We start from the raw sequence: 21,832 nt of genomic DNA on the forward strand, positions 1-21,832 counted from the left end.
GCAACGTTACGCCTGAAGGACAGTAAGGCAATGATGAAAACACATTTAAAGCCGCTGGTATCCTGGATACTGCTGGCTATCACTTCTCCCGCAGCCATCGCGGCGGGTTCGCATGACACGATGACTATGCCGGACGATGCCGTGATGATCGTCACCTCTCCGGCATCATCACCGCTGGAAGTTGTGACGTCCCCTAAAACGCCGCGTCAGCCTGTGCCAGCCAGCGACGGATCTGACTACCTGAAAACCATCCCCGGTTTCTCGCAAATCCGCAACGGCGGCACCAACGGCGACCCGGTTTTTCGCGGCATGTTCGGTTCTCGCCTGCGTATCCTGACCAATAATGGTGAAATGCCGGGGGCCTGTCCGGCCAGAATGGATGCCCCAAGTTCATATATTTCACCGGAGAGCTTTGATCTGCTGACGCTGATTAAAGGGCCGGAAAGCGTGCTATGGGGGCCGGGTAACTCCGCGGGAACCGTCCGCTTCGACAGGGAACCGCCGCGCTTTGATAAAGCGGGCATCCAGGGCACGGCCAGCCTGCTCACAGCGTCCAACCAGCGCTGGGACAGCAATGCAGACGTCAGTCTGGGGAGTGAGGACGGCTATTTACGCCTGATCGGCAATAAGTCCCACTCCGGCGATTACGAAGACGGCAGCGGCAACCGGGTGGCCTCAAAGTGGGATAAATGGAACGCCGATGTTGCGCTGGGCTGGACGCCCAACAAAGACACATTGCTGGAGCTAACGGCGGGTAAAGGCAACGGTGAAGCCCGCTACGCGGGCCGCAGTATGGACGGCTCCCAGTTCAGGCGCGACAGCCTCGGGGCGCGCTTTGAAATGTCGAACATCGGCGAGGTGTTCAACAAGTTTGAAAGCAGCGTCTACTACAACTACGCCAATCATATTATGGACAACTATTCCCTCCGCTCGCCGGGAACAATGTCCAGCGGCATGTCCGGCGGGCATATGGCCTCCTCGATGGGCATGGATATGGGCAGTTCGATGGACATGGGTTCATCCATGAGCATGAATGTGCCAATGGCGATGCAGCTCGATCGCCGCACGGTTGGCGGGCGCATGATGGGCACGTGGCTGTGGTCTGACTACGAACTGCGCAGCGGTATCGACGGGCAGCAAAGCACCCATCGCAGCAAACAGGGCGCCGGCTGGAAGCAGGATGCCCGTTTCCAGGACGCAGGTATCTTTAGCGAACTGACCTGGAATGCCACCGACAGCAGCAAAGTTATCGGCGGCGCGCGCCTCGATCGAACTCGCGTCAATAATGATACGGACGCAGGTGCCAGCGTGCGGAGCAAAACGCTACCGGCAGGTTTTGTGCGCTACGAACAAACGCTGAGCGATATCCCCGTCATGCTGTACGCTGGCGTGGGCTACACCGAGCGCTTCCCGGATTACTGGGAGCTGTTTTCCCCCACCTACGGGCCGGACGGCACTAAAAATGTCTTCGATAAGCTGAAAACGGAAAAAACGACGCAGCTGGATATTGGCGCCCAGTACAGCGGGGAGCGCTTCAACAGCTGGGTTTCCGCCTACCTTGGCCGGGTGAATGATTTTATTCTCTTCCGCTATGACCCCAGGAACGCCCGCGTCAGTCAGGCAGATAACGTGGACGCCACCATTATGGGAGGCGAAATGGGCATGAGCTACGCGCTGACCGAAGCCTGGAAAGCGGACGCAAGCCTGGCGTATGCCTGGGGGCAAAACACCAGTGACCATCAGCCGCTGCCGCAAATAGCCCCGCTGGAAACACGCTTCGGCCTGACCTGGGAGCGAGGAGACTGGAGCAGCACCGGCCTGCTGCGGCTGGTCAGCGGCCAGCATCGCGTGGCGCTGAATGAGGGTAACGTGGTCGGGAAAGACTTCGATAAAAGCAGCAGCTTTGCGATTTTTTCCGCCAACGCGGCTTACCGTCTAAGCAAAGCCATCAAGCTCAGCGCAGGGGTCGATAATCTGTTGAACAAAACCTACAGCGAACACTTGAACCTGGCGGGCAACAGCAGCTTTGGCTATTCGTCCAATACCCCGGTCAATGAACCAGGCCGGACGGTCTGGGGCAAAGTGAACGTCACGTTTTAATTACCTGGCCCCGGTTGTCGGGGCCATTACGCTTAATCATTTCCCAGCCAGGAGGCTGATATGCTTGCAAAACTTCGTACGCCGGAAGGTAAAAAGTTCCTTATCGCGGTTGCCATCGTTTTCACTATTGTCGTGTCGCTTATTTCGAAGGTGACCTTTGAAGGCGTGGAAGAGCAGTACAACTGGCCAATGGAACAGTGGACGCTGGACATGTTTATCATGCAGGGCGCGTGGGTCACTATCTACACGATCATGTTCACTATTCTATGTTCGCTGCCGTTTGCTTTCTATTTCTTAGCGCCTAAGGATGGCCGCGGCTAAGGCGCGTTAAGCCACCGGCGTGTCGGCAAAGCAGGATGTTGTCGGCACGTTTGCCTTAAGCCCCTTACTTTTGTGCTTCTTTATTAAATCCACTTGCCTGAAACGCGCCTCACGAGTACTTTGACGCAATATTTTCGCATCTCAATTTTTGACAGGAAACACCGATGGCAAGAGCTAACGAAATCAAAAAAGGCATGGTACTCAATTACAACGGCAAGCTGCTGATTGTTAAAGACATTGATATCCAGGCTCCCAGCGCACGCGGCGCAGCAACCCTGTACAAGATGCGTTTCTCCGATGTTCGCACCGGGCAGAAAGTGGAAGAGCGCTTCAAAGGTGATGATATCGTTGACACCATCACCCTGACCCGCCGCTTCGTTGACTTCTCCTATATCGACGGCAACGAATACGTGTTCATGGATAAAGAAGATTACACGCCGTACATCTTCACCAAAGACCAGATCGAAGAAGAGCTGCAGTTCATTCCCGAAGGCGGTATGCCGGACATGCAGGTTCTGACCTGGGACGGCCAGCTGCTGGCGCTGGAGCTGCCGCAGACCGTGGATCTGGAAATCATCGAAACGGCTCCGGGCATCAAAGGCGCTTCCGCCAGCTCCCGTACCAAACCAGCAACGCTGTCCACCGGCCTGGTGATTCAGGTGCCGGAATACATGGTTGCCGGGGAAAAAATCCGCATTCATATCGCAGAAAAACGCTCTATGGGCCGCGCAGACTAATAATAAATGACGCTCCTTCGGGAGCGTTTTTTTTTGTTCTCACAACCAAAGTTATTATACCAATTACATCATCCTGCTTTATTATCAGACCTACATCACACAAAATCGATTAACTAAACAGACCAATTTTATTTCCTGTCATACAGCTTTACACTGCATAGATTCCCACCTCCCTACACAGGATGCGACTCTATGGATACCCTTGCCACTGCTTCACTTCCGGATACCGTTCAACGGCCAAACTACGACCGCCGCGCGCTGAAAACCCGTATCGTGCATTTTGGGTTTGGCGCTTTCCACCGTGCGCATCAGGCCCTGCTCACCGATCGGGTGCTCAACAAACTGGGCGGCGACTGGGGGATCTGTGAGATCAGCCTGTTTAACGGTGATAAGCTGATGCACGATCTCAGGCAACAGGATCATCTTTTCACGGTGCTGGAAAAAGGGGCGGCGGGAAACCAGGCGCGGGTCATCGGTGCCGTGAAAGAATGCCTGAATGCGAGGCTGGATGGCATGGAAGCCATCATAGAGAAGTTTTGTGAACCGCAGGTCGCCATTGTCTCCCTGACCGTGACCGAAAAAGGCTACTGCATCGATCCCGCCAGCGGAAAACTTGATCCCACCAATGAGCGGATTATTCACGATCTGGCGTCGCCGGAGTCTCCGCATTCCGTACCAGGAATACTTGTGGAGGCGCTAAGCCGTCGCCGTGAGCGTGGGCTTAGCCCCTTTACGATCTTATCCTGCGATAACATTCCTGATAACGGGCACCTGGTTCGCCAGGCCGTTCTGGGTATGGCCGCGAGTCGAAGCGCCGGGCTGACAGAATGGATTGCCAAAGAAGTCACCTTCCCCAGCACCATGGTCGACCGCATTGTTCCGGCAGCCACGGAGGAATCGCTGCAGGAAATTGCGGAAATACTGGGCGTACAAGACCCCTGCGCCATTGCCGCCGAGCCGTTTATTCAGTGGGTCGTCGAAGATAATTTCGTCGCCGGACGCCCGGAATGGGAAGCCGTCGGGGTGGAAATGGTTGACGATGTGGTGCCCTACGAGCAGATGAAGCTGCGGATGCTCAACGGCAGCCACTCATTTATGGCTTATCTCGGCTACCTCGCCGGTTACCCGCATATTAATGATTGTATGGCTGACGAACATTTTGCCCGTGCAGCAAAGCACCTGATGCTGCAGGAGCAGGCGGTGACGCTGAACATTCGGGGCATCGACCTGAATCAGTACGCCGCCAGCCTGCTCAAGCGGTTCGCAAATCCGGCGCTGAAGCACCGAACCTGGCAAATCGCCATGGACGGCAGTCAGAAGCTTCCTCAGCGCTGGCTGGAAAGCGTGCGCTGGCATCTGGCAAACGGGAGCAGTTGGCCATGCCTGGCGCTCGGGATCGCAGGCTGGATGCGCTACGTTAGCGGCCTCGACGAACAGGGCCATGCGATTGACGTTCGCGATCCGCTCCAGGGCAAAATCCAGATGCTGGTGAGCGACAGCGGCGAAAACGAACGCGTCAGCGCCCTCCTCAGCCTGAACGAAATTTTTGGTGATGACCTGCCCAAAAACGAAAAATTTGTCGAAAACGTGCGGCAAGCCTGGCAGCAACTCATCCGCCTGGGCGCACGCGGCGCGGTCGAAAACTTGCGCTTAAGTTAACAATCAATGCGCTTAACGTAGTCTTACCGTGCTGTAAGCCGCGTTAAGGCTTCTCTTTTCTCCGGGTTGTCGTCAGGATAGTCAGCGTAAATAATGAATAATCACTGATAGATTGACGTGGTTTGCAGGCAGTAAACCCCCGGAGTCACCGTGACAAAAACGAATTTAATTACCGGCTTTCTGGGCAGCGGTAAAACCACCACCATTTTGCACTTACTGGCCAACAAGCCCGCCGATGAAAAATGGGCGGTGCTGGTCAATGAATTTGGCGAAGTGGGGATTGATGGCGCCCTGCTGGCAGATAGCGGCGCGCTGCTGAAAGAGATCCCTGGCGGCTGTATGTGCTGCGTTAACGGCCTGCCGATGCAGGTCGGCCTCAATACGCTGCTGCGCCAGGGCAAGCCCGACCGCCTGCTGATTGAACCTACCGGCCTTGGCCACCCAAAACAAATCCTGGACATGCTCACCGCCGACGTATATCAGCCGTGGATTGACCTGCGGGCCACGCTTTGCCTGCTCGACTCGCGCCAGCTTCTGGATGAAAAAGCCCTGAATAATGACAACTTCCGCGATCAGCTTGCGGCGGCGGACATCATTGTAGTCAACAAGCAAGATCGCGCCACGCCGGAAAGCCAGGCCGCTTTAGCGCGCTGGTATCAAAACAATGGCGACAGCCGCGAACTTATGCACGTAGAAAAAGGGGCCGTCAGCATTGCGCTCCTCGACAAACCAAGACAGAACCAACGCGAGCTGCCGCAAAGCCCTGAGCACCAGCATGCCCAATCGGTTCCTCATGGTCTTGCTGCGCTGAGCCTGCCGGGGCATCAGCGCTGGCGCCGGAGCGTGAACAGTGGGCAGGGTTATTACGCCTGTGGCTGGATTTTCGATGAAGAAACCGTGTTCGACACCATTGGCCTGTTGGAGTGGGCACGTCTTGCCCCGGTTGAGCGAGTCAAAGGCGTGTTGCGTATTCCCGAAGGCCTGGTACGTATCAACCGCCAGGGCAACGACCTGCATATTGAAACGCAACCCTCGCCGCCGCTGGACAGCCGCATCGAATTGATTCACCCGGCTCAGCCCGACTGGAACGTCCTGCAAGCCAGCCTGTTGAGCTTACGTTTAAGTTAGCGCCTCTACCTTCGCGCCCCCAGAATGAGATTTAGAAGCTGTATCATGATTAATCGCCTCCCTCTTATCCTGCTGCTGAACCTCCTGGGCATTGCCCTGTTCTTTAGCTGGTACCTGCCAGAGAACCATGGATTTTGGTTCAACATTGACGCCACGCTGTTCCATTTCTTTAATAATGAATTGGTTAAAAGCCATACCTTTTTAACGCTGATTGCCATCACCAATAACCGGGCCTTCGACGGCATTTCGCTGCTGGCGATGGGCGCGCTGTTTTCCTGGTTCTGGCTGCATGAAGACGCCGCTGGCCGCCGCCGCCTGGTGCTGATGGGCGTGGTGATGCTGCTGTGCGCCGTGGTCATCAACCAGCTCGGCCACCTTATCCCGGTGGTGCACGCCAGCCCTACGCTGTACTTTAAAGACATTCATCGCGTCAGCGAACTGCTGCACTTCCCGACGAAAGACGCCTCGAGCGATAGCTTCCCTGGCGATCACGGCCTGATGCTGCTTATCTTCACCGGGTTTATGCTGCGTTATTTCGGCCCACGAGCGTTTCTTATTGCCCTCGCGATCTTCTTTATCTTCTCTTCGCCAAGAATAATGATAGGCGCACACTGGTTTACCGATGTCTACGTCGGGTCAGTCTCTATTACTCTGGTTGGCCTGCCCTGGGTGCTATTAACCCCAGTCAGCGACCGGTTAATTTCTATACTGAACCGCACTGTTCCGGGAAAATATAAAGCGTCCCGCTGACGGTTAATAAGTGATGAAGATAGTCACCGAACAGAGGCCCACCCGGGCCTCTGTTTATTTTTTCAGCATCATGACAGCCAGATGAATATTTACTCATACAAAATCCGCTTCAATTTGAATGACCTGACGATAAAATCAGCAGCATTGCCGATCATTTGTTCGAAATAACCTTTCGCGACGAATCATCACAATTTCTTATAAAAATAAGAATAAAAACGCTCGCATAGCCTGGTTTTATCGGGTAGTCTCGGGAAAGTTTGCTCTACGGCTGATCTATTTGTGCTGTGAATAAAAGTGTGCGATGTTCCACATTTTTGTGCATGAATAATTGTCTCGTGGCTTTTAGGTAATTAGTCTCGTCACGTTGGTATTTTTGTATAACGAATTATTCGTTAAGGACATCAAGGGAAAACAAACAAAATGGTCAAATCTCAGCCTATTTTGAGATACATCTTGCGGGCGATACCCGCGATTGCGGTGGCAGTTATGCTTTCCGCCTGTAGTTCGACTAACACAGCAAATATGCATTCTGAGACGCATGCAGTCGGTGAAAAAGATGGTTTTTTACTGCAAGCCTCTCAGGATGAATTCGAAGAGATGGTTCGTAATGTTGACGTGAAGTCACGCATTATGGAGCAATACGCGAGCTGGAAAGGTGTACGCTACCGTCTTGGCGGCAGCAGCAGAGCTGGTATTGATTGTTCTGCCTTCGTGCAGCGCACTTTCCAGGAACAGTTTGGTTTAACCCTGCCTCGCTCAACGTCTGAGCAGCAGGAGTCCGGTAAATCTGTCTCGCGTAACAAGTTACGCACCGGTGATTTAGTGCTGTTCCGTGCAGGCTCAACTGGCCGTCACGTAGGCATCTACATTGGCAATAACCAATTTGTACATGCTTCCACCAGCAGCGGCGTTGTGATCTCCAGCATGGACGAGCCTTACTGGAAGAAGCGTTACAACGAAGCGCGCCGGGTGCTAAGCCGCAGCTAACGCCGCCACAAGATATGTTTTGTTGAGAGTTATTCCCTTGGCTACTCAGCAAAGCCACCAACGTTAAAAACGCTGCCAATGCAGCGTTTTTTTATGCCTAAAATTCAGACGGTTACTCTTTCCTCTTAAAATTGAAAGATGAAATAGTTACCCTGTGAAACAAGTTAAACAATTTCCTGGTTATGGGTTATAGTCAGAAAAAAGCACAAAACAAACGATGATTCGCTTGCCCCTGCGGGACTCATAATTCCATGTCTTATAGAAACATTTTTTCACGCTACTTTAGCACCCCAAAGCAGATAGTCGCGTTTAGCCTGCTAATGGGATTATTTGCCGCATTATTTATCGGTGGGCTAACCAGCCTGGCGCTCCATTCAAAGCGTGAGTCCGCCTATAACCTCCTCTCTCGCGACATCAGTAACTACCTGGATACCTTTTTTAAAGAACTTCACGCCACCGCCGAGGGTATCCAGCCTTTAACCATGAACGAGTGTGAAAGGGTCAGCGGCGAACTGACTTCTCGTGCGGCTTTTAATCCTAACGTACGAGCCTTTTTGCTGGTGCGTAACGGCATTGCCTACTGTTCTTCCGCCACCGGCAACATGGAAATGTCGATGGATGCGCTGGAACCCGAGATCAATATCAATAAAACCGTCGACCTGGCGATTATGAACGGCACGCCAATGATGCCGGGCAAGCCGGTGATTGCCGCCTGGTTTCTTAACCCGCTGGCCTCGGGGCGCGGCGTTTTTACCACCCTAAACGTCAATCTTACGCCCTACCTGGTTTTCACCTCCCGTCAGCAGGACATCAGCTCCATGGCCCTGGTGGTGGGCAACAAGGCGCTCACATCCTATTCACCGGACGTGATAAATACCGATGAGCTTCCCCCCTCGCCCACCAGAATCTCAGTCCTTAATGGTTACCCGATTAAACTCTACATTTATGGTACACCGTGGCCGCTGGAGGATATTCAACTGGCCATTCTGGCCGGGCTATTATCCGGCCTGCTGAGCGTCGCGCTGTGCGGTTACTTTCTGTCGGTCAAGGTACGGGCGGGGAAAGAAATTCTTACCGGCATCAAGCGGGGGCAGTTTTTTGTTGTTTACCAGCCCGTGGTCGACTCACAGGCTCTGCAGATGCGTGGCATAGAGGTGCTGATGCGCTGGGAGCACCCAACGGCGGGTATGATCCCCCCGGATGCGTTTATCGGCTTTGCCGAAGCTCAGCAGTTGATTGTGCCCCTCACGCGCCATTTGTTTGAATTGATTGCCCGGGACGCGCCAACGCTGCAAAAAGTTCTGCCCGCCGGGGCCAAGCTCGGCGTGAACCTCGCCCCAAGCCACCTTCACTCCCCGACGTTTAAGCAGGACATTCAGGCCTTCGCCGCGTCACTGCCGCCGCACCATTTCCAGTTAGTGTTTGAGATAACCGAACGCGACATGCTGAAAGAAAAAGAGGCGATGGGCATTTTCGCCTGGCTGCACGAGCAGGGATTTGAAATTGCGGTGGATGACTTCGGCACCGGCCACAGCGCCCTGATTTACCTCGAGCGTTTTACTCTGGATTATCTGAAAATTGACCGCGGCTTCGTCAACTCTATCGGTATGGAAACGGTGACCGCGCCGGTGCTGGACGCCGTGCTGACGCTGGCTCAGCGCCTGAATATGAACACGGTAGCGGAAGGGGTAGAAACGCCGGAGCAGGCGAAATGGCTTATCGAACGCGGCTGTAACTTCCTGCAGGGGTATTACTTCAGCCGCCCTCTGACCTTAAGCCAGCTTGTCAGTTGGAATCCTTCCCACACGCTTTATGACGAATTGAAAGACTGACAGGCATTGCGCAATCTTCACTGGCTAACTTATGATTAACCATCATGGGTTTACCGGGCGCGGCAGCGTGACGCCTGCGCTTTCCCACCCACCGGGCAAGGAATGAAGATGACAAAAGCTGTACGTGCACTGATGCTGCTTTGCCTGAGCACCTTTTCCCTTACGCCACGCGCCGCAGAGATAAACGAAAGCTACTCTTTTGCCGTCCTGGGCGAACCTAAATATGCCGTCAACTTCACGCAGTTCGATTACGTCAATCCCGCAGCCCCCAAGGGCGGCAATATCACGCTCTCGGCCATTGGCACTTTTGATAACTTCAACCGCTTTGCCATGCGGGGTAATCCGGGCGTTCGCACCGACACGCTGTATGACACCCTGTTCACCACTTCCGATGACGAACCCGGCAGCTATTATCCTTTGATTGCCGAGATGGCCCGCTACCCGTCCAACTTTGCCTGGGCGGAAGTGTCCATTAACCCGCGCGCCCGCTTTCAGGACGGCAGTCCGATTACCGCCGAGGATGTCGCCTTCACCTTCAATAAATTCATGACGGAAGGCGTGCCGCAGTTCCGCCTGATTTACAAAGGGGCAACGGTACGCGCCATTGCGCCGCTCACCGTGCGTATTGAGCTTGCCACACCAAGCAAAGACCGGATGCTGGGCCTGTTTTCGCTCCCGGTGTTCCCGGAGAAGTTCTGGAAGGATCATAAGCTGAGCGACCCGCTCTCTACCCCACCGCTTTCCAGCGGGCCCTATAAAATCACCGACTGGAAAATGGGGCAATACATTACCTATTCGCGGGTGCGGGATTACTGGGCGGCAAATCTGCCGGTAAACCGCGGGCGCTGGAACTTTAATACCATCCGCTACGACTATTATCTCGATGATGACGTGGCTTTTGAGGCGTTCAAGGCCGGGGCATTTGATTATCGCACTGAAGTCTCTGCCAAAAACTGGGCCACGCGCTACATCGGGAAAAACTTCAGCAACCATTACATCGTCAAGGATGAGCAGAAAAACGAATCCGCCCAGGACACCCGCTGGCTGGCGTTTAACATCCAGCGCCCCCTTTTCAGCGACCGCCGGGTAAGGGAAGCCATCGGCCTGGCCTTTGATTTCGAATGGATGAACAAGGCGCTGTTTTATGGCGCATACAGCCGGGCCAACAGCTATTTCCAGAATACGGAATACGCCGCTCGCAGTTACCCGGACGCCGACGAACTGATGCTGCTGGCGCCGATGAAAAAGGATCTCCCGCCGGAGGTCTTCACCTCAATCTATAACCCGCCGAAATCAGACGGACGCGGGTTTGACCGGGAAAATCTGCTCAAGGCGCTCAGCCTGCTTAAAGACGCGGGCTGGGCGTTAAAAGACCAGAAGCTGGTGAATGTCAGCACCGGCCAGCCGTTTGTGTTCGAACTGCTGACCGGCACGGCCGGCAACACGCAATGGATCCTCCCCTTCCAGCGCAATTTGCAGCGCCTGGGCATCACCATGAATATCCGCCAGGTCGATAACTCGCAGCTTTCAAGCCGCCTGCGCAGCCGCGACTACGACATGATGCCAAGTTTATACCGCGCAATGCCTTACCCAAGCCCGGATTTGCAAATTATCTGGGCCTCGGAGTACATCAATTCCAGCTATAACGCGCCAGGGGTACAAAGCCCGGTGGTCGACAAGCTCATTGAGATGATTATCGCCAACCAGGGCGACAAGAAAAAACTACTGCCGCTGGGCCGTGCCCTTGACCGCGTGCTGACCTGGAACAACTACATGCTGCCGATGTGGTATATGTCGGCCGACCGCCTGGCCTGGTGGAATAAGTTCTCCCGCCCCGCCATTCATCCGCTCTACAGCACCGGATTTGATAACTGGTGGTATGACGTCAACAAAGCGGCGAAGCTGCCCGCCGACCGACGTCAGGGGGAATAACGTGGGCGCTTATATTCTGCGGCGTTTGCTGCTTATCATTCCCACGCTGTGGGCAATCATCACCATCAACTTTTTCATCGTGCAGATTGCCCCTGGTGGGCCGGTGGATCAGGCCATTGCCGCAATACAAATGGGCCACACAACCGGCATGCCGGGCATGAGCAACGACGCTATGGGCAGCGGTCATGCCCGAACGGGCGTGGGTGACGCCACCAGCAGCCAGTATCGTGGGGGCCGCGGCCTTGACCCGGAAGTCATTGCCGATATTGTGCATCGCTACGGGTTCGACAAACCGCTACACGAGCGCTATTTCACTATGCTCGGCGATTACTTGCGTTTCGACTTTGGCAACAGTCTGTTCCGTAGCTCCTCGGTGATTAAGCTGATAAAAGACAGCCTCCCCGTTTCCATTTCCATCGGACTGTGGAGCACGCTGATTATTTATCTGGTGTCGATTCCGCTGGGGATCCGTAAGGCGGTCAGCAACGGCAGCAGCTTTGATATCTGGAGCAGCATTTTCATTATTATCGGCTATGCCATTCCGGCATTTTTGTTTGCCATCCTGCTGATTGTGCTGTTTGCCGGCGGGACTTATCTCGACTGGTTCCCGCTGCGAGGACTAACGTCGGCCAATTTTGACGCCCTGCCCTGGTACAGCAAAATCACTGACTATCTGTGGCACATCACGCTGCCGGTGCTGGCGACGGTTATCGGCGGCTTTGCCACGTTAACCATGCTGACGAAAAACGCCTTTCTCGATGAAATTCGCAAGCAATACGTGGTGACGGCGCGAGCCAAAGGGCTGGATGAGAAAAAAATTCTGTATCGCCACGTCTTTCGTAACGCGATGCTGCTGGTGATTGCCGGTTTCCCGGCGACGTTTATCAGCATGTTCTTCACCGGCTCGCTGCTGATTGAGGTGATGTTCTCCCTTAACGGGCTGGGCCTGTTGGGCTACGAAGCCACAATTTCCCGCGACTACCCGGTGATTTTCGGCACCCTTTATATTTTTAGTCTGATTGGCCTGCTGACCAACATCATCAGCGATGTCACCTACACGCTGGTCGACCCCCGTATCGATTTTGAGGGACGCGGATGAGCCGATTAAGCCCGGTAAACCAGGCGCGCTGGGCGCGCTTTCGTCAGAACCGTCGCGGCTACTGGTCGCTGTGGATCTTTGCGCTGATTTTTGTCCTGAGCATGGGCGCTGAGCTGGTCGCCAATGAGCGCCCGCTGGTGGTGAACTACGAGGGCAAACTCTGGTTCCCGGCGCTGAAAAACTACAGCGAAAGTGATTTTGGCGGCCCGCTCTCAACCCCTGCGGACTACCAGGATCCCTGGCTAACGGAACGCCTGAATGAAAAAGGCTGGGTCCTCTGGGCGCCGATCCGTTTTAGTAGCAACACCATCAACTACGCCAGCAATGTCCCTTTTCCTTCGCCGCCCAGCGCACAAAACTGGCTTGGCACCGACGCCAACGGCAGCGATGTGCTGGCGAGGATCCTCTACGGCACACGAATTTCCGTGCTCTTCGGCCTGTTACTCACCTTTTTCTCCAGCATCATTGGCGTGCTGGCCGGGGCGGTGCAGGGCTATTACGGTGGACGCATTGACCTGTGGGGACAACGGTTGATTGAAGTCTGGTCCGGCATGCCGACGCTGTTTTTGATCATCATGCTCTCCAGCGTGGTACAGCCCAATTTTTGGTGGCTGCTGGGTATCACCGTTTTGTTTGGCTGGATGGGACTGGTGGGCGTTGTGCGGGCGGAATTTTTACGCACCCGCAACTTCGACTATATTTGCGCGGCGCGGGCGATGGGCGTCAGCGACTGGTCAATCATGACCCGGCATATGCTGCCCAACGCCATGGTGGCTACCCTGACCTTCCTGCCGTTCATTCTGTGCGCGTCGATAACGACATTAACCTCGCTGGATTTCCTTGGTTTTGGTCTGCCGCTGGGGTCGCCCTCTTTGGGGGAATTGGTGCTTCAGGGCAAAAATAATCTTCAGGCACCGTGGCTGGGCATCTCCGCGTTCTTATCTCTGGCCATTTTACTCTCCCTGTTAATTTTTATTGGCGAAGCGGTTCGTGACGCCTTTGATCCGGCTAAGGCGCGCTGACCATGACCACTCCGCTTCTCGCTATCAACGATCTTTCTATTGCTTTCCAGCAGGGCAAAAACCTGCGGCAGGTGGTGGACTCGGTTTCGCTTCAGGTGGAAGCGGGTGAAACCCTTGCGCTGGTCGGCGAGTCTGGCTCAGGCAAGAGCGTGACGGCGCTTTCAGTGCTGCGCCTGCTGCCGTCTCCGCCGGTGGTTTATCCCTCCGGGGAAATTTTGTTTCACGGCAAAGACCTGCTAAACGCACCGGAAAAGACGCTGCGTGGCGTGCGCGGCAACAAAATCGCAATGATATTTCAGGAACCGATGGTGTCGCTCAATCCTTTGCACACCCTCGAAAAACAGCTGTATGAAGTGCTCTCTCTCCACCGGGGAATGCGGCCTGAACCTGCTCGCGCGGAGATCCTCACCTGCCTCGATCGCGTGGGCATTCGCAACCCTGCGACCCGGCTCCAGGACTACCCTCACCTGCTGTCCGGCGGCGAACGCCAGCGCGTAATGATTGCGATGGCGCTGCTGACTCGCCCTGAATTGCTGATTGCCGATGAGCCGACGACGGCGCTGGATGTTTCGGTTCAGGCGCAGATCCTGCAACTGCTGCAAGAGCTGAAGCAGGAACTGAATATGGGCCTGCTGTTTATCACCCACAACCTGAGTATCGTGAAAAAGCTGGCGGACAACGTGGCGGTGATGCGTCACGGCAAATGCGTGGAGCAACAGCCCACCACCGATCTGTTCAGTCATCCACAGCATCCCTATACCCAACAGCTGCTGAACGCTGAACCGTCCGGCGACCCGGTGCCGCTGGCAGCAGACGTTATTCCCCTGCTCAAAGTTGAGGATCTGCAGGTTGCGTTTCCCATTCGCCGGGGCCTGCTGAAAAGAACGGTGGGACACCACTACGGGCTTAAAAATCTTAGCTTTGAACTGCGGCCAGGGGAAAGCCTCGGGCTGGTTGGGGAATCAGGATCGGGCAAAAGCACCACCGGCATGGCGCTGCTGCGATTGATTCATTCCACGGGCACTATTTGGTTTGACGGCCAGCCGCTCCACCAGTTCAACCGTAAGCAGCTGCTGCCGCTGCGCCGCCAGGTGCAGGTGGTGTTCCAGGATCCTAATTCGGCACTGAATCCACGCCTGGATGTGCTGCAAATTGTAGAGGAAGGCCTGCGGGTGCATCATCCGGCGTTAAACGCCGCAGAACGTAAGGCCAAAGTGGTTCAGGCGCTGGAAGAGGTCGGGCTGCAGGCGGATATGCTCCACCGCTACCCGGCTGAGTTTTCCGGTGGCCAGCGCCAGCGCATCGCTATCGCCAGAGCGTTGATTTTGCAGCCGCGGCTTATCGTGTTGGATGAACCGACCTCTTCGCTCGATCGCTCGGTTCAGGCTCAGATTCTGACGCTGCTAAAATCTCTCCAGGAAAAACACCGCCTGGCTTATATCTTCATCAGTCATGATTTACAGGTAGTGAAAGCACTTTGCCATCAGATGGTGGTACTGCGTCAGGGAGAAGTGGTCGAACAGGGAGACTGCAGGCAGATCTTTAGCGCCCCACAAAGCGACTACACGCGTCAGCTTCTGGCGCTCGCCTGAGATTCAGAAAGGGTTATGGCTGGAAAAAGATTCAGCGATAGCAACGCCCACGTTTTTCAGGCGACAGGTTGCCGCCAGCTCGTCCTGCAGGTTAACGAACAGGCACGGCTCGCCTTCACACTCCACGACGGAGCTGTCCACTTCAATATCGCTTAATGCCTGGCTGAGCGTATCCATGATTGGCCACGCTTTTTCCCCGTCCGGGCTAAGCAGCTTCAGGCCAATCAGGCAATCATCATCCTGTTGCGCATTTTGCGGAATCGGTTCAACTCTGGAGCCTGCAAAACCCGTCAACCAGCGGTAGCTCTGCGGCAGACGATGCACGATGGACAGTTGTATGGTGTTCAATTTCATTTCCCCGGAAGTTCCAATCGGCAATTTATCTCAAACTCTTTACACAAAGGTTAACACAATGTTGATAAATTGCGTTTAAACGAGCATTAAAACGGCTCACATCTCATGTAGAGATTTCAAAACTAACGCTTTATTTTTGTGCTATGGCACGCGTTTCGGCGCTATATGTATCGCTTTCTGAGATCTAACTCAACCTTTTTAACTACAAAGTTGTGACTTTTTACAGTTGAGCCTTTTACATATGCGAAACATATATCCTATATCAACAGAGATTATACGGGAATTTTCGGGAAGAGTACGGGCGTTTCTGAACTGAAACGCCCGCAGTTTTCAGGCTTTCGAGTGGCGGGCTTTGCTGGCGTAGAAGTAGAACAGCACGGAGGCCGTCGCACAAATAGCGATGGACCAGATCATCGGCCACGCGGTGTTAAAGGTGGCCACCGAGAGCAGCGCCCCGGTTAACGCGCCAATGCCAAAGCGGAATGTTCCGGCCAGCGAAGACGCCGTGCCGGCCATATGCGGGAATTCATCCAGAATGACCGCCATCGCATTGGATGACACCAGCGACACGCAGCTGATAAACACCGCCACGCCAAGCACCATCGCCCAGAAGCCAAAACTCAGCTGGCTACTGACCACCAGCCATACCGCCATGGCAAACTGAATGCATAGCCCGGTACGGAACATGTTGATCGCCCCAACCCGACGCACAAAGCGGCTGTTGATCATGGTCATGAAGAACAGAAACACAACGTTCAGCGCAAAGTAGTAGCCAAAGTGCTGCGGTGATACATGGTTTAATTCGATGTAGACGAACGGCCCGGCGCTGAGGAACGAGAACATCCCGGCAAAGCTGAAGCCGCTGGCCAGCATATAGCTCAGCACCCGCTTATGGCGGAAAAGCGTGGCAAAATTGCCCGCCGTGGTGCGCAGATTAAACTTCTGCCGCATTTCTGGGGCGAGCGTTTCGTGAATAAAGAAGAAAATCATCGCCGATGCAAGCAGCGCGGCGGCGGCCAGAATCCAGAAGATCGTGTGCCAGCTATACCACACCAGCACTGCGCCCCCGATCATTGGCGCTACCAGCGGCGCAATGGTGGTAATCAACATCACGAAGGACATCATCCGGGAGAACTCTTCCTTCGGATAGATATCGCGCATCAGGGCGTTGATCACCACGCTCGCCGCCGCGGCCGCTAGGCCGTGCAGAAAACGCATCCAAATTAGTTGATCGATAGTCTGTGAAAGCGCACAAGCAATTGCCGCCAGCGCGAACACCAGCGTGCCGCCCAGCACCACCGGCTTGCGCCCAAGGCTATCGGCCATCGGCCCGTAGAAGATCTGCCCGATGGCAAAACCCAAAATATAGGTACTGAGGGTCATTTGTGCGCTGCCCGCCGGGACATTAAAGCCCTGGGCTATCATCGGCAGCGCCGGTAAATACATATCAATGGACAGCGGCATCAGCATCGCCAGCAGGCCAAGGATTACGATAATACCGACAGAAGAGTTCTGTTTACGGCTCAAAAGTGACTCCGGTGATTAGGGCATGCCGACGCTGGCAATTTCCTGTTCGGTTAACGGGCGGTACTCCCCCGGCGCCAGTTCAGCATCCAGGGCGATGCCGCCAATCCGCTCACGGTGCAGGCCAACCACATGATTGCCCACGGCGGCAAACATGCGTTTTACCTGATGGTAACGGCCTTCGCTGATGGTCAGACGCACTTCCGTCGGCGTGATCACTTCCAGCACGGCAGGTTTGGTGAGGTCTTTCTCATTATGCAGTTGAACGCCTTTGGCGAAGTGTTCCGCCGTGCCTTCTTCAACCGGTGATTCCAGCGTCACCAGATAGGTTTTCTCGCAGTGATGGCGTGGAGAGGTAATGCGGTGTGACCACTGGCCGTCGTCCGTCATCAGTACCAGGCCGGTGGTGTCAATATCCAGACGACCTGCAGCATGTAACTTGTGCGCCACCGGCTCGTCGAGGAAGTAAAGCACCGTTGGGTGATCGGGATCGTCGGTAGAACAGACGTACCCCTGCGGCTTGTTCAGCATGAAGTAGCGCGGGCCGTGCTGCTGGGTCAGTGAATTACCGTCAAACGCGACCTGATGTTCCGGCAGCAGTTTAAAAGAGGCGTCGCGCACAACTTCACCGTCAATGGTGACGCGGTTAGCACGGATTTCACGGCCAGAAATAGCACGGCTGATGCCGAGCTGCTGAGAGATAAATTTGTCGAGTCGCATTAGTGTATTGCCTGTTTCATGAAGGTGCCGACAAGTGAGCGTGCGGCAGGGGCTGGAGCCCACATTCAGGTGGAAATTGGTTTGCCTGATAATTAGTTTGCCAGTATAGCGACATCAAAAACTCTCTCAAGGTAAAACGGTGCTTTATGGCATAATCGTTGCAGTCATTTGATAACAAGGTTGAAAAACCGCCCGGCCATGTCTTTTACTCTTCGTCCTTACCAGCAAGAAGCGGTGGATGCCACCCTCAGCTACTTCCGCAAGCATCCTGAACCTGCCGTCATCGTGTTGCCCACCGGTGCGGGCAAAAGCCTGGTGATTGCGGAGCTTGCAAAAGTGGCGCGCGGGCGCGTGCTGGTGCTGGCTCATGTGAAAGAGCTTGTGGCGCAAAACCATGCGAAGTATGTCTCTCTCGGGCTGGAGGCAGATATTTTCGCCGCTGGCCTGCAGCGCAAGGAAAGCCAGGGCAAAGTCGTGTTCGGCAGCGTTCAGTCCGTGGCCCGCAACCTCGAGCATTTCCACGGTGAGTTTTCCCTGCTGATTGTCGATGAGTGCCACCGCATCGGCGACAGTGACGAAAGCCAGTATCAGCAAATTCTGGCGCATCTGCGCGGCAACAATCCCCGGCTGCGGCTATTGGGGCTGACCGCCACGCCCTTCCGCCTCGGCAAAGGCTGGATTTATCAGTTTCATTACCACGGCATGGTTCGCGGCGATGAAAAGGCGCTGTTTCGCGACTGCATTTACGAGCTCCCGCTGCGCTATATGATTAAGCATGGTTACCTGACGCCGCCGGAACGGCTGGATATGCCGGTGGTGCAGTACGATTTTAGCCGTCTGCAGGCGCAGTCCAACGGGCTGTTCAGCGAAGCGGATCTGAACCGCGAGCTGAAACAACAAAAACGCATCACGCCGCATATCATTAGCCAGATCGTTGAATTTGCCGCAGACCGACGCGGCGTGATGATCTTTGCTGCCACGGTAGAGCACGCGAAAGAGATAACCGCCCTGCTGCCCGCAAGCGATGCAGCCCTGATCACAGCCGACACGCCAGGACCTGCCCGCGACACGCTCATCGACGCTTTTAAAAATCAGCAGTTCCGCTTTTTGGTGAACGTGGCGGTACTGACCACCGGCTTTGACGCGCCGCACGTGGATCTGATAGCCATTCTGCGCCCTACCGAGTCCGTGAGCCTTTACCAACAAATTGTTGGTCGCGGCCTGCGTCTCTCTCCGGGGAAAAAAGACTGTTTGATTCTCGACTATGCCGGAAACCCACACGATTTATTCACGCCCGAAGTGGGCCACGCCAAAGGGAGGAGCGACAACGTGCCGGTGCAGGTTTTTTGCCCTGCCTGCGGGTTTGCCAATACCTTCTGGGGAAAAACCACCGCTGATGGCAAGGTGATTGAACACTTTGGCCGCCGCTGTCAGGGCTGGTTTGAAGACGATGACGGCCTGCGCGAGCAGTGCGATTACCGCTTCCGCTTCAAAAACTGCCCAAACTGCAATGCTGAAAACGATATCGCCGCCCGCCGCTGCCATCAGTGTGACCACGTCCTGGTCGACCCGGACGATATGCTTAAAGCGGCGCTGAAGCTGAAAGATGCCCTGGTGCTGCGCTGCAGCGGCATGACGCTTCAGTCCGGCGGAGACGCTAAAGGCGATTGGCTTAAAATCACCTATTACGACGAAGATGGCGCAGACGTCAGCGAGCGCTTCCGTCTCCAGACGCCGGCCCAGCGCATGGCGTTCGAACAGTTGTTTATCCGCCCGCACTCGCGCGCGCCCGGCGTGCCGTTACGCTGGATCACCGTAGCGGATGTTGTGGCTCAGCAGCCGCTGCTACGCCATCCAGATTTTGTGGTAGCCCGTAAAAATGGCCAGTTCTGGAACGTCCGTGAAAAGGTTTTTGACTACCAGGGGCGCTTCCGCCGGGCCAACGAATTACGCGGCTAACGGGTACTTTTCATTGCCGGCAGAGCCGGATACGGCTATAATGCCGCCCGCTTTTGCATCCGCAAAGCAGAAAACTTTACCTGCTGCTGGGTCGCCTGTAGCAGGCTTATTTAAAGAGAAACAGTCAATGTTTACTATCAATGCAGTAGAACGTAAAGAGCATGGCAAGGGTGCGAGCCGCCGCCTGCGTGCAGCAAACAAATTCCCAGCTATCGTTTACGGTGGCGCGGAAGCTCCTGTATCCATCGAACTGGATCACGACGCCGTAATGAACCAGCAGGCTAAACCTGGTTTCTACGAAGAAGTTCTGACCCTGTCTATCGACGGTAAAGAAGTAAAAGTGAAAGTTCAGGCTGTGCAGCGTCACCCGTTCAAGCCAAAACTGACTCACATCGACTTCGTTCGCGCTTAATCGCGAGTTAAGTTCGAAAAAAACCCCGCTTCGGCGGGGTTTTTTGTTATATAAGCATTTCCGACGCCACGCCTGGCCAAAAGAGACAAATTCCATGGTTGAAAAAATCCCTGCGGGTGCATCGCGGGTACCCGCCGTAGAGAAGGATATCCAGGCTATCAGGACGATACAAAGCTACCACGCCCATATCTATTTCGAGACGCCTGAACAAAGGCTGATTGCGGAACGGATTCGGGCAGAGATTGCGCTGCGTTTTTCAGTCCTGCTGGGGCGCTGGCACGATGTGCCCGTTGGCCCTCATGCGCTGCCAATGTATCAGGTTGCTTTTATGCCGGAGGCGTTTGCTCGATTTGCGCCGTGGTTGATGCTGAACCGCTGCGGGTTAACCGTACTGCTGCATCCCAACACCGGGCAACCCAGGGCCGATCATACCGATCACGCCGTCTGGATGGGGCAAAAGCTGGAGATCCGCCATTTGCAGCAACTGCCTGAAAACGAAGGACCGGAGCCAGACTACATCCCGAATACTGCCCCGACGGTGTCGCCTTAAGCATCAGCAGGATGATACGGCCCGGCTAAAAACAGGCGGGCCGTGTTGGCAGGTTATTTACCAGAGGAACGGCGTTGAAGCTGATCGCGCAGATTCGGCGGCGTCCCCTTAATAGTTAGGGTGTCGGTTGCCGGATCCCAGAAAATACGCTCCCCCAGCAGCATGGCATCGAAGTTAATCGTCAGCCCGCCGCCGCTGCCAGCGTATTTGGTCAGCTGCCGCAGCGTGCCGCGATCCGCCGGGAAGCTCTCTTCCAGCTCATAGCCTTTTTCGGCGGTGAACTGCTGGAAGTTTTTGTCGTCAACCGCCCACGGCAGCTCATCCGCCAGCGAAGAAAGTTCAATCTCTTCCCCCGCCTGAAGCTGTTCGTTGCAGTAAGCGTAAACCTGCTGGCGCGCGGCCTGGCGTTCGTTTTTGTCCAGTTGAGCTTCGTTCGTGAAGTCGTCCAGCGCCTGCAGCAGACCTTTGTTCTGCGCTTTGGCGTTCAACCCTTCGCTGGCGCCCAGGAAATCCATAAAGAAATCGGCCACTTTGCGCCCCACTCTGCCCTTCAGGAAGGTCAGGTAGCGGGTAGATTCCGGGTTGGTTTCCCACTCGGTCAAATCAATACGCGCCACGATATCCGCATGGTTGATATCGAGATAGTGAGTCGCGCTGATATCCAGCTCTTCGTTAACGCGCATGCTGCTCAGATTGTTCAACACCGCCACCAGCAGATATTCGACCGCCAAATATCGATAATGGCAGAACAGCACGATACCGCCGTCGGCAAACGGGTATTTTGCCAGCTCATCGCGAAGACGACCGGTCGCCGCACGGGTAAAGGCAAGAAAATCCTCATCGCCATTTCGCTGCAGGCGCAGCGCTTCGGCCAGTTCGCTCTCTTCGCTGAACAGGCCGTAAGCTTTATTTTTAGCGCTATATACGCGATGCAGTTCCGCCATCATCTCTTCGACGGCACCGTCAGTTGCCAGCAGCGAGTCGCGCAGCACGACGTCCAGCGTCTGCTCATCGCGCTTAATCAATTGATGCAGGGCAATCTGGTTGATATCCAGACTCATGTTAAACTCTCCTTTAAGACCGGGCGGTATTCAACCACTGCCGCTCCCGGGACGCAAGTCGTGATAAAAAAGCGGAAAAATCGTCCCTGCTAC

At 55.0% G+C, this 21,832-nt stretch carries 19 protein-coding genes; 15 read left to right on the forward strand and 4 right to left on the reverse strand.

What is annotated here, in order from left to right; all coding sequences use genetic code 11:
* Positions 1–33: 33 nt before the first annotated feature.
* From AAIE02_RS11060 to yejF, 12 genes are all read left to right on the forward strand, one after another.
* The gene (locus tag AAIE02_RS11060) at positions 34–2,100 is read left to right on the forward strand and encodes a TonB-dependent copper receptor (protein WP_498532692.1); all 2,067 of its coding nucleotides are present in this window, start codon (positions 34–36) and stop codon (positions 2,098–2,100) included.
* A 60-nt stretch (positions 2,101–2,160) separates the two neighbouring features.
* Positions 2,161–2,421 carry a DUF2534 family protein gene (locus AAIE02_RS11065; protein WP_008459914.1) on the forward strand — a complete coding sequence of 87 codons (261 nt, stop codon included), beginning with the start codon at positions 2,161–2,163 and terminating at the stop codon, positions 2,419–2,421.
* A gap of 164 nt (positions 2,422–2,585) precedes the next feature.
* A complete protein-coding gene (yeiP, locus tag AAIE02_RS11070; protein ID WP_008459912.1) occupies positions 2,586–3,158 on the forward strand; it encodes an elongation factor P-like protein YeiP in 573 nt (190 codons plus the stop codon).
* Between the two features lie 192 nt (positions 3,159–3,350).
* A complete protein-coding gene (locus AAIE02_RS11075; RefSeq protein ID WP_498532529.1) occupies positions 3,351–4,817 on the forward strand; it encodes a mannitol dehydrogenase family protein in 1,467 nt (488 codons plus the stop codon).
* Between the two features lie 150 nt (positions 4,818–4,967).
* Positions 4,968–5,945: a CobW family GTP-binding protein gene (locus AAIE02_RS11080; RefSeq protein ID WP_336706960.1), complete on the forward strand. Its 978-nt coding sequence runs from the start codon at positions 4,968–4,970 to the stop codon at positions 5,943–5,945.
* A gap of 45 nt (positions 5,946–5,990) precedes the next feature.
* Positions 5,991–6,695, forward strand: coding sequence for a hypothetical protein (locus tag AAIE02_RS11085; RefSeq protein ID WP_498532530.1), 705 nt, complete (start codon positions 5,991–5,993; stop codon positions 6,693–6,695).
* A gap of 420 nt (positions 6,696–7,115) precedes the next feature.
* Positions 7,116–7,682 carry a bifunctional murein DD-endopeptidase/murein LD-carboxypeptidase gene (gene mepS, locus AAIE02_RS11090; RefSeq protein WP_039295455.1) on the forward strand — a complete coding sequence of 189 codons (567 nt, stop codon included), beginning with the start codon at positions 7,116–7,118 and terminating at the stop codon, positions 7,680–7,682.
* Positions 7,683–7,933: 251 nt separating this feature from the next.
* The gene (gene pdeN / locus AAIE02_RS11095; RefSeq protein ID WP_336819224.1) at positions 7,934–9,514 is read left to right on the forward strand and encodes a cyclic di-3',5'-guanosine monophosphate phosphodiesterase PdeN; all 1,581 of its coding nucleotides are present in this window, start codon (positions 7,934–7,936) and stop codon (positions 9,512–9,514) included.
* A 132-nt stretch (positions 9,515–9,646) separates the two neighbouring features.
* Complete coding sequence (locus AAIE02_RS11100; protein ID WP_498532693.1) at positions 9,647–11,446, forward strand: extracellular solute-binding protein; 1,800 nt, start codon at positions 9,647–9,649, stop codon at positions 11,444–11,446.
* A 1-nt stretch (position 11,447) separates the two neighbouring features.
* Complete coding sequence (locus AAIE02_RS11105) at positions 11,448–12,545, forward strand: microcin C ABC transporter permease YejB (RefSeq protein ID WP_498532531.1); 1,098 nt, start codon at positions 11,448–11,450, stop codon at positions 12,543–12,545.
* Positions 12,542–13,567: a microcin C ABC transporter permease gene (locus AAIE02_RS11110; protein WP_498532532.1), complete on the forward strand. Its 1,026-nt coding sequence runs from the start codon at positions 12,542–12,544 to the stop codon at positions 13,565–13,567. Before AAIE02_RS11105 ends, AAIE02_RS11110 begins: the two co-directional genes overlap by 4 nt.
* 2 nt (positions 13,568–13,569) lie before the next feature.
* Positions 13,570–15,159, forward strand: a complete 1,590-nt coding sequence (gene yejF / locus AAIE02_RS11115) for a microcin C ABC transporter ATP-binding protein YejF (RefSeq protein WP_498532533.1) — start codon at positions 13,570–13,572, stop codon at positions 15,157–15,159.
* A gap of 3 nt (positions 15,160–15,162) precedes the next feature.
* On the opposite strand, the gene AAIE02_RS11120 is transcribed toward yejF, so the two are convergent.
* From AAIE02_RS11120 to rsuA, 3 genes are all read right to left on the reverse strand, one after another.
* Positions 15,163–15,507 carry a YejG family protein gene (locus tag AAIE02_RS11120; protein WP_008459886.1) on the reverse strand — a complete coding sequence of 115 codons (345 nt, stop codon included), beginning with the start codon at positions 15,505–15,507 and terminating at the stop codon, positions 15,163–15,165.
* A 336-nt stretch (positions 15,508–15,843) separates the two neighbouring features.
* Positions 15,844–17,040 (reverse strand): Bcr/CflA family multidrug efflux MFS transporter, encoded by a 1,197-nt coding sequence (locus AAIE02_RS11125; protein ID WP_498532534.1) that lies wholly within the window; start codon positions 17,038–17,040, stop codon positions 15,844–15,846.
* Between the two features lie 15 nt (positions 17,041–17,055).
* On the reverse strand, positions 17,056–17,757 hold the full coding sequence (rsuA, locus tag AAIE02_RS11130) for a 16S rRNA pseudouridine(516) synthase RsuA (RefSeq protein ID WP_008459884.1): 702 nt from the start codon (positions 17,755–17,757) through the stop codon (positions 17,056–17,058).
* Positions 17,758–17,955: 198 nt separating this feature from the next.
* Here rsuA and radD point away from each other — a divergent pair, with 198 nt between their 5' ends.
* The 3 genes from radD to AAIE02_RS11145 all read left to right on the forward strand — a co-directional run bounded on the left by radD (position 17,956) and on the right by AAIE02_RS11145 (position 20,678).
* Positions 17,956–19,716, forward strand: a complete 1,761-nt coding sequence (gene radD, locus AAIE02_RS11135) for a DNA repair helicase RadD (RefSeq protein WP_166991009.1) — start codon at positions 17,956–17,958, stop codon at positions 19,714–19,716.
* 127 nt (positions 19,717–19,843) lie between these two features.
* Complete coding sequence (gene rplY, locus AAIE02_RS11140; protein WP_008459879.1) at positions 19,844–20,128, forward strand: 50S ribosomal protein L25; 285 nt, start codon at positions 19,844–19,846, stop codon at positions 20,126–20,128.
* 94 nt (positions 20,129–20,222) lie between these two features.
* Positions 20,223–20,678 (forward strand): DOPA 4,5-dioxygenase family protein, encoded by a 456-nt coding sequence (locus AAIE02_RS11145; RefSeq protein ID WP_166991005.1) that lies wholly within the window; start codon positions 20,223–20,225, stop codon positions 20,676–20,678.
* A gap of 53 nt (positions 20,679–20,731) precedes the next feature.
* Here the strand turns inward: AAIE02_RS11145 and yejK are convergent, their stop codons facing one another.
* Entirely contained in the window at positions 20,732–21,739 is a 1,008-nt protein-coding gene (gene yejK / locus AAIE02_RS11150) for a nucleoid-associated protein YejK (RefSeq protein WP_008459874.1), read from the reverse strand.
* Between the last annotated feature and the right edge of the window lie 93 nt (positions 21,740–21,832).

It is taken from the genome of Cedecea sp. Ae19-4 (genome assembly GCF_059801165.1).

Coding starts and splice junctions, on each gene's coding strand:
- AAIE02_RS11060 (WP_498532692.1), top strand. CDS start 34: ATGAAAACACATTTAAAGCCGCTGGTATCCTGGATACTGCTGGCTATC.
- AAIE02_RS11065 (WP_008459914.1), top strand. CDS start 2,161: ATGCTTGCAAAACTTCGTACGCCGGAAGGTAAAAAGTTCCTTATCGCG.
- yeiP (WP_008459912.1), top strand. CDS start 2,586: ATGGCAAGAGCTAACGAAATCAAAAAAGGCATGGTACTCAATTACAAC.
- AAIE02_RS11075 (WP_498532529.1), top strand. CDS start 3,351: ATGGATACCCTTGCCACTGCTTCACTTCCGGATACCGTTCAACGGCCA.
- AAIE02_RS11085 (WP_498532530.1), top strand. CDS start 5,991: ATGATTAATCGCCTCCCTCTTATCCTGCTGCTGAACCTCCTGGGCATT.
- mepS (WP_039295455.1), top strand. CDS start 7,116: ATGGTCAAATCTCAGCCTATTTTGAGATACATCTTGCGGGCGATACCC.
- pdeN (WP_336819224.1), top strand. CDS start 7,934: ATGTCTTATAGAAACATTTTTTCACGCTACTTTAGCACCCCAAAGCAG.
- AAIE02_RS11100 (WP_498532693.1), top strand. CDS start 9,647: ATGCTGCTTTGCCTGAGCACCTTTTCCCTTACGCCACGCGCCGCAGAG.
- AAIE02_RS11110 (WP_498532532.1), top strand. CDS start 12,542: ATGAGCCGATTAAGCCCGGTAAACCAGGCGCGCTGGGCGCGCTTTCGT.
- yejF (WP_498532533.1), top strand. CDS start 13,570: ATGACCACTCCGCTTCTCGCTATCAACGATCTTTCTATTGCTTTCCAG.
- rsuA (WP_008459884.1), bottom strand. CDS start 17,757: ATGCGACTCGACAAATTTATCTCTCAGCAGCTCGGCATCAGCCGTGCT.
- radD (WP_166991009.1), top strand. CDS start 17,956: ATGTCTTTTACTCTTCGTCCTTACCAGCAAGAAGCGGTGGATGCCACC.
- rplY (WP_008459879.1), top strand. CDS start 19,844: ATGTTTACTATCAATGCAGTAGAACGTAAAGAGCATGGCAAGGGTGCG.
- AAIE02_RS11145 (WP_166991005.1), top strand. CDS start 20,223: ATGGTTGAAAAAATCCCTGCGGGTGCATCGCGGGTACCCGCCGTAGAG.
- yejK (WP_008459874.1), bottom strand. CDS start 21,739: ATGAGTCTGGATATCAACCAGATTGCCCTGCATCAATTGATTAAGCGC.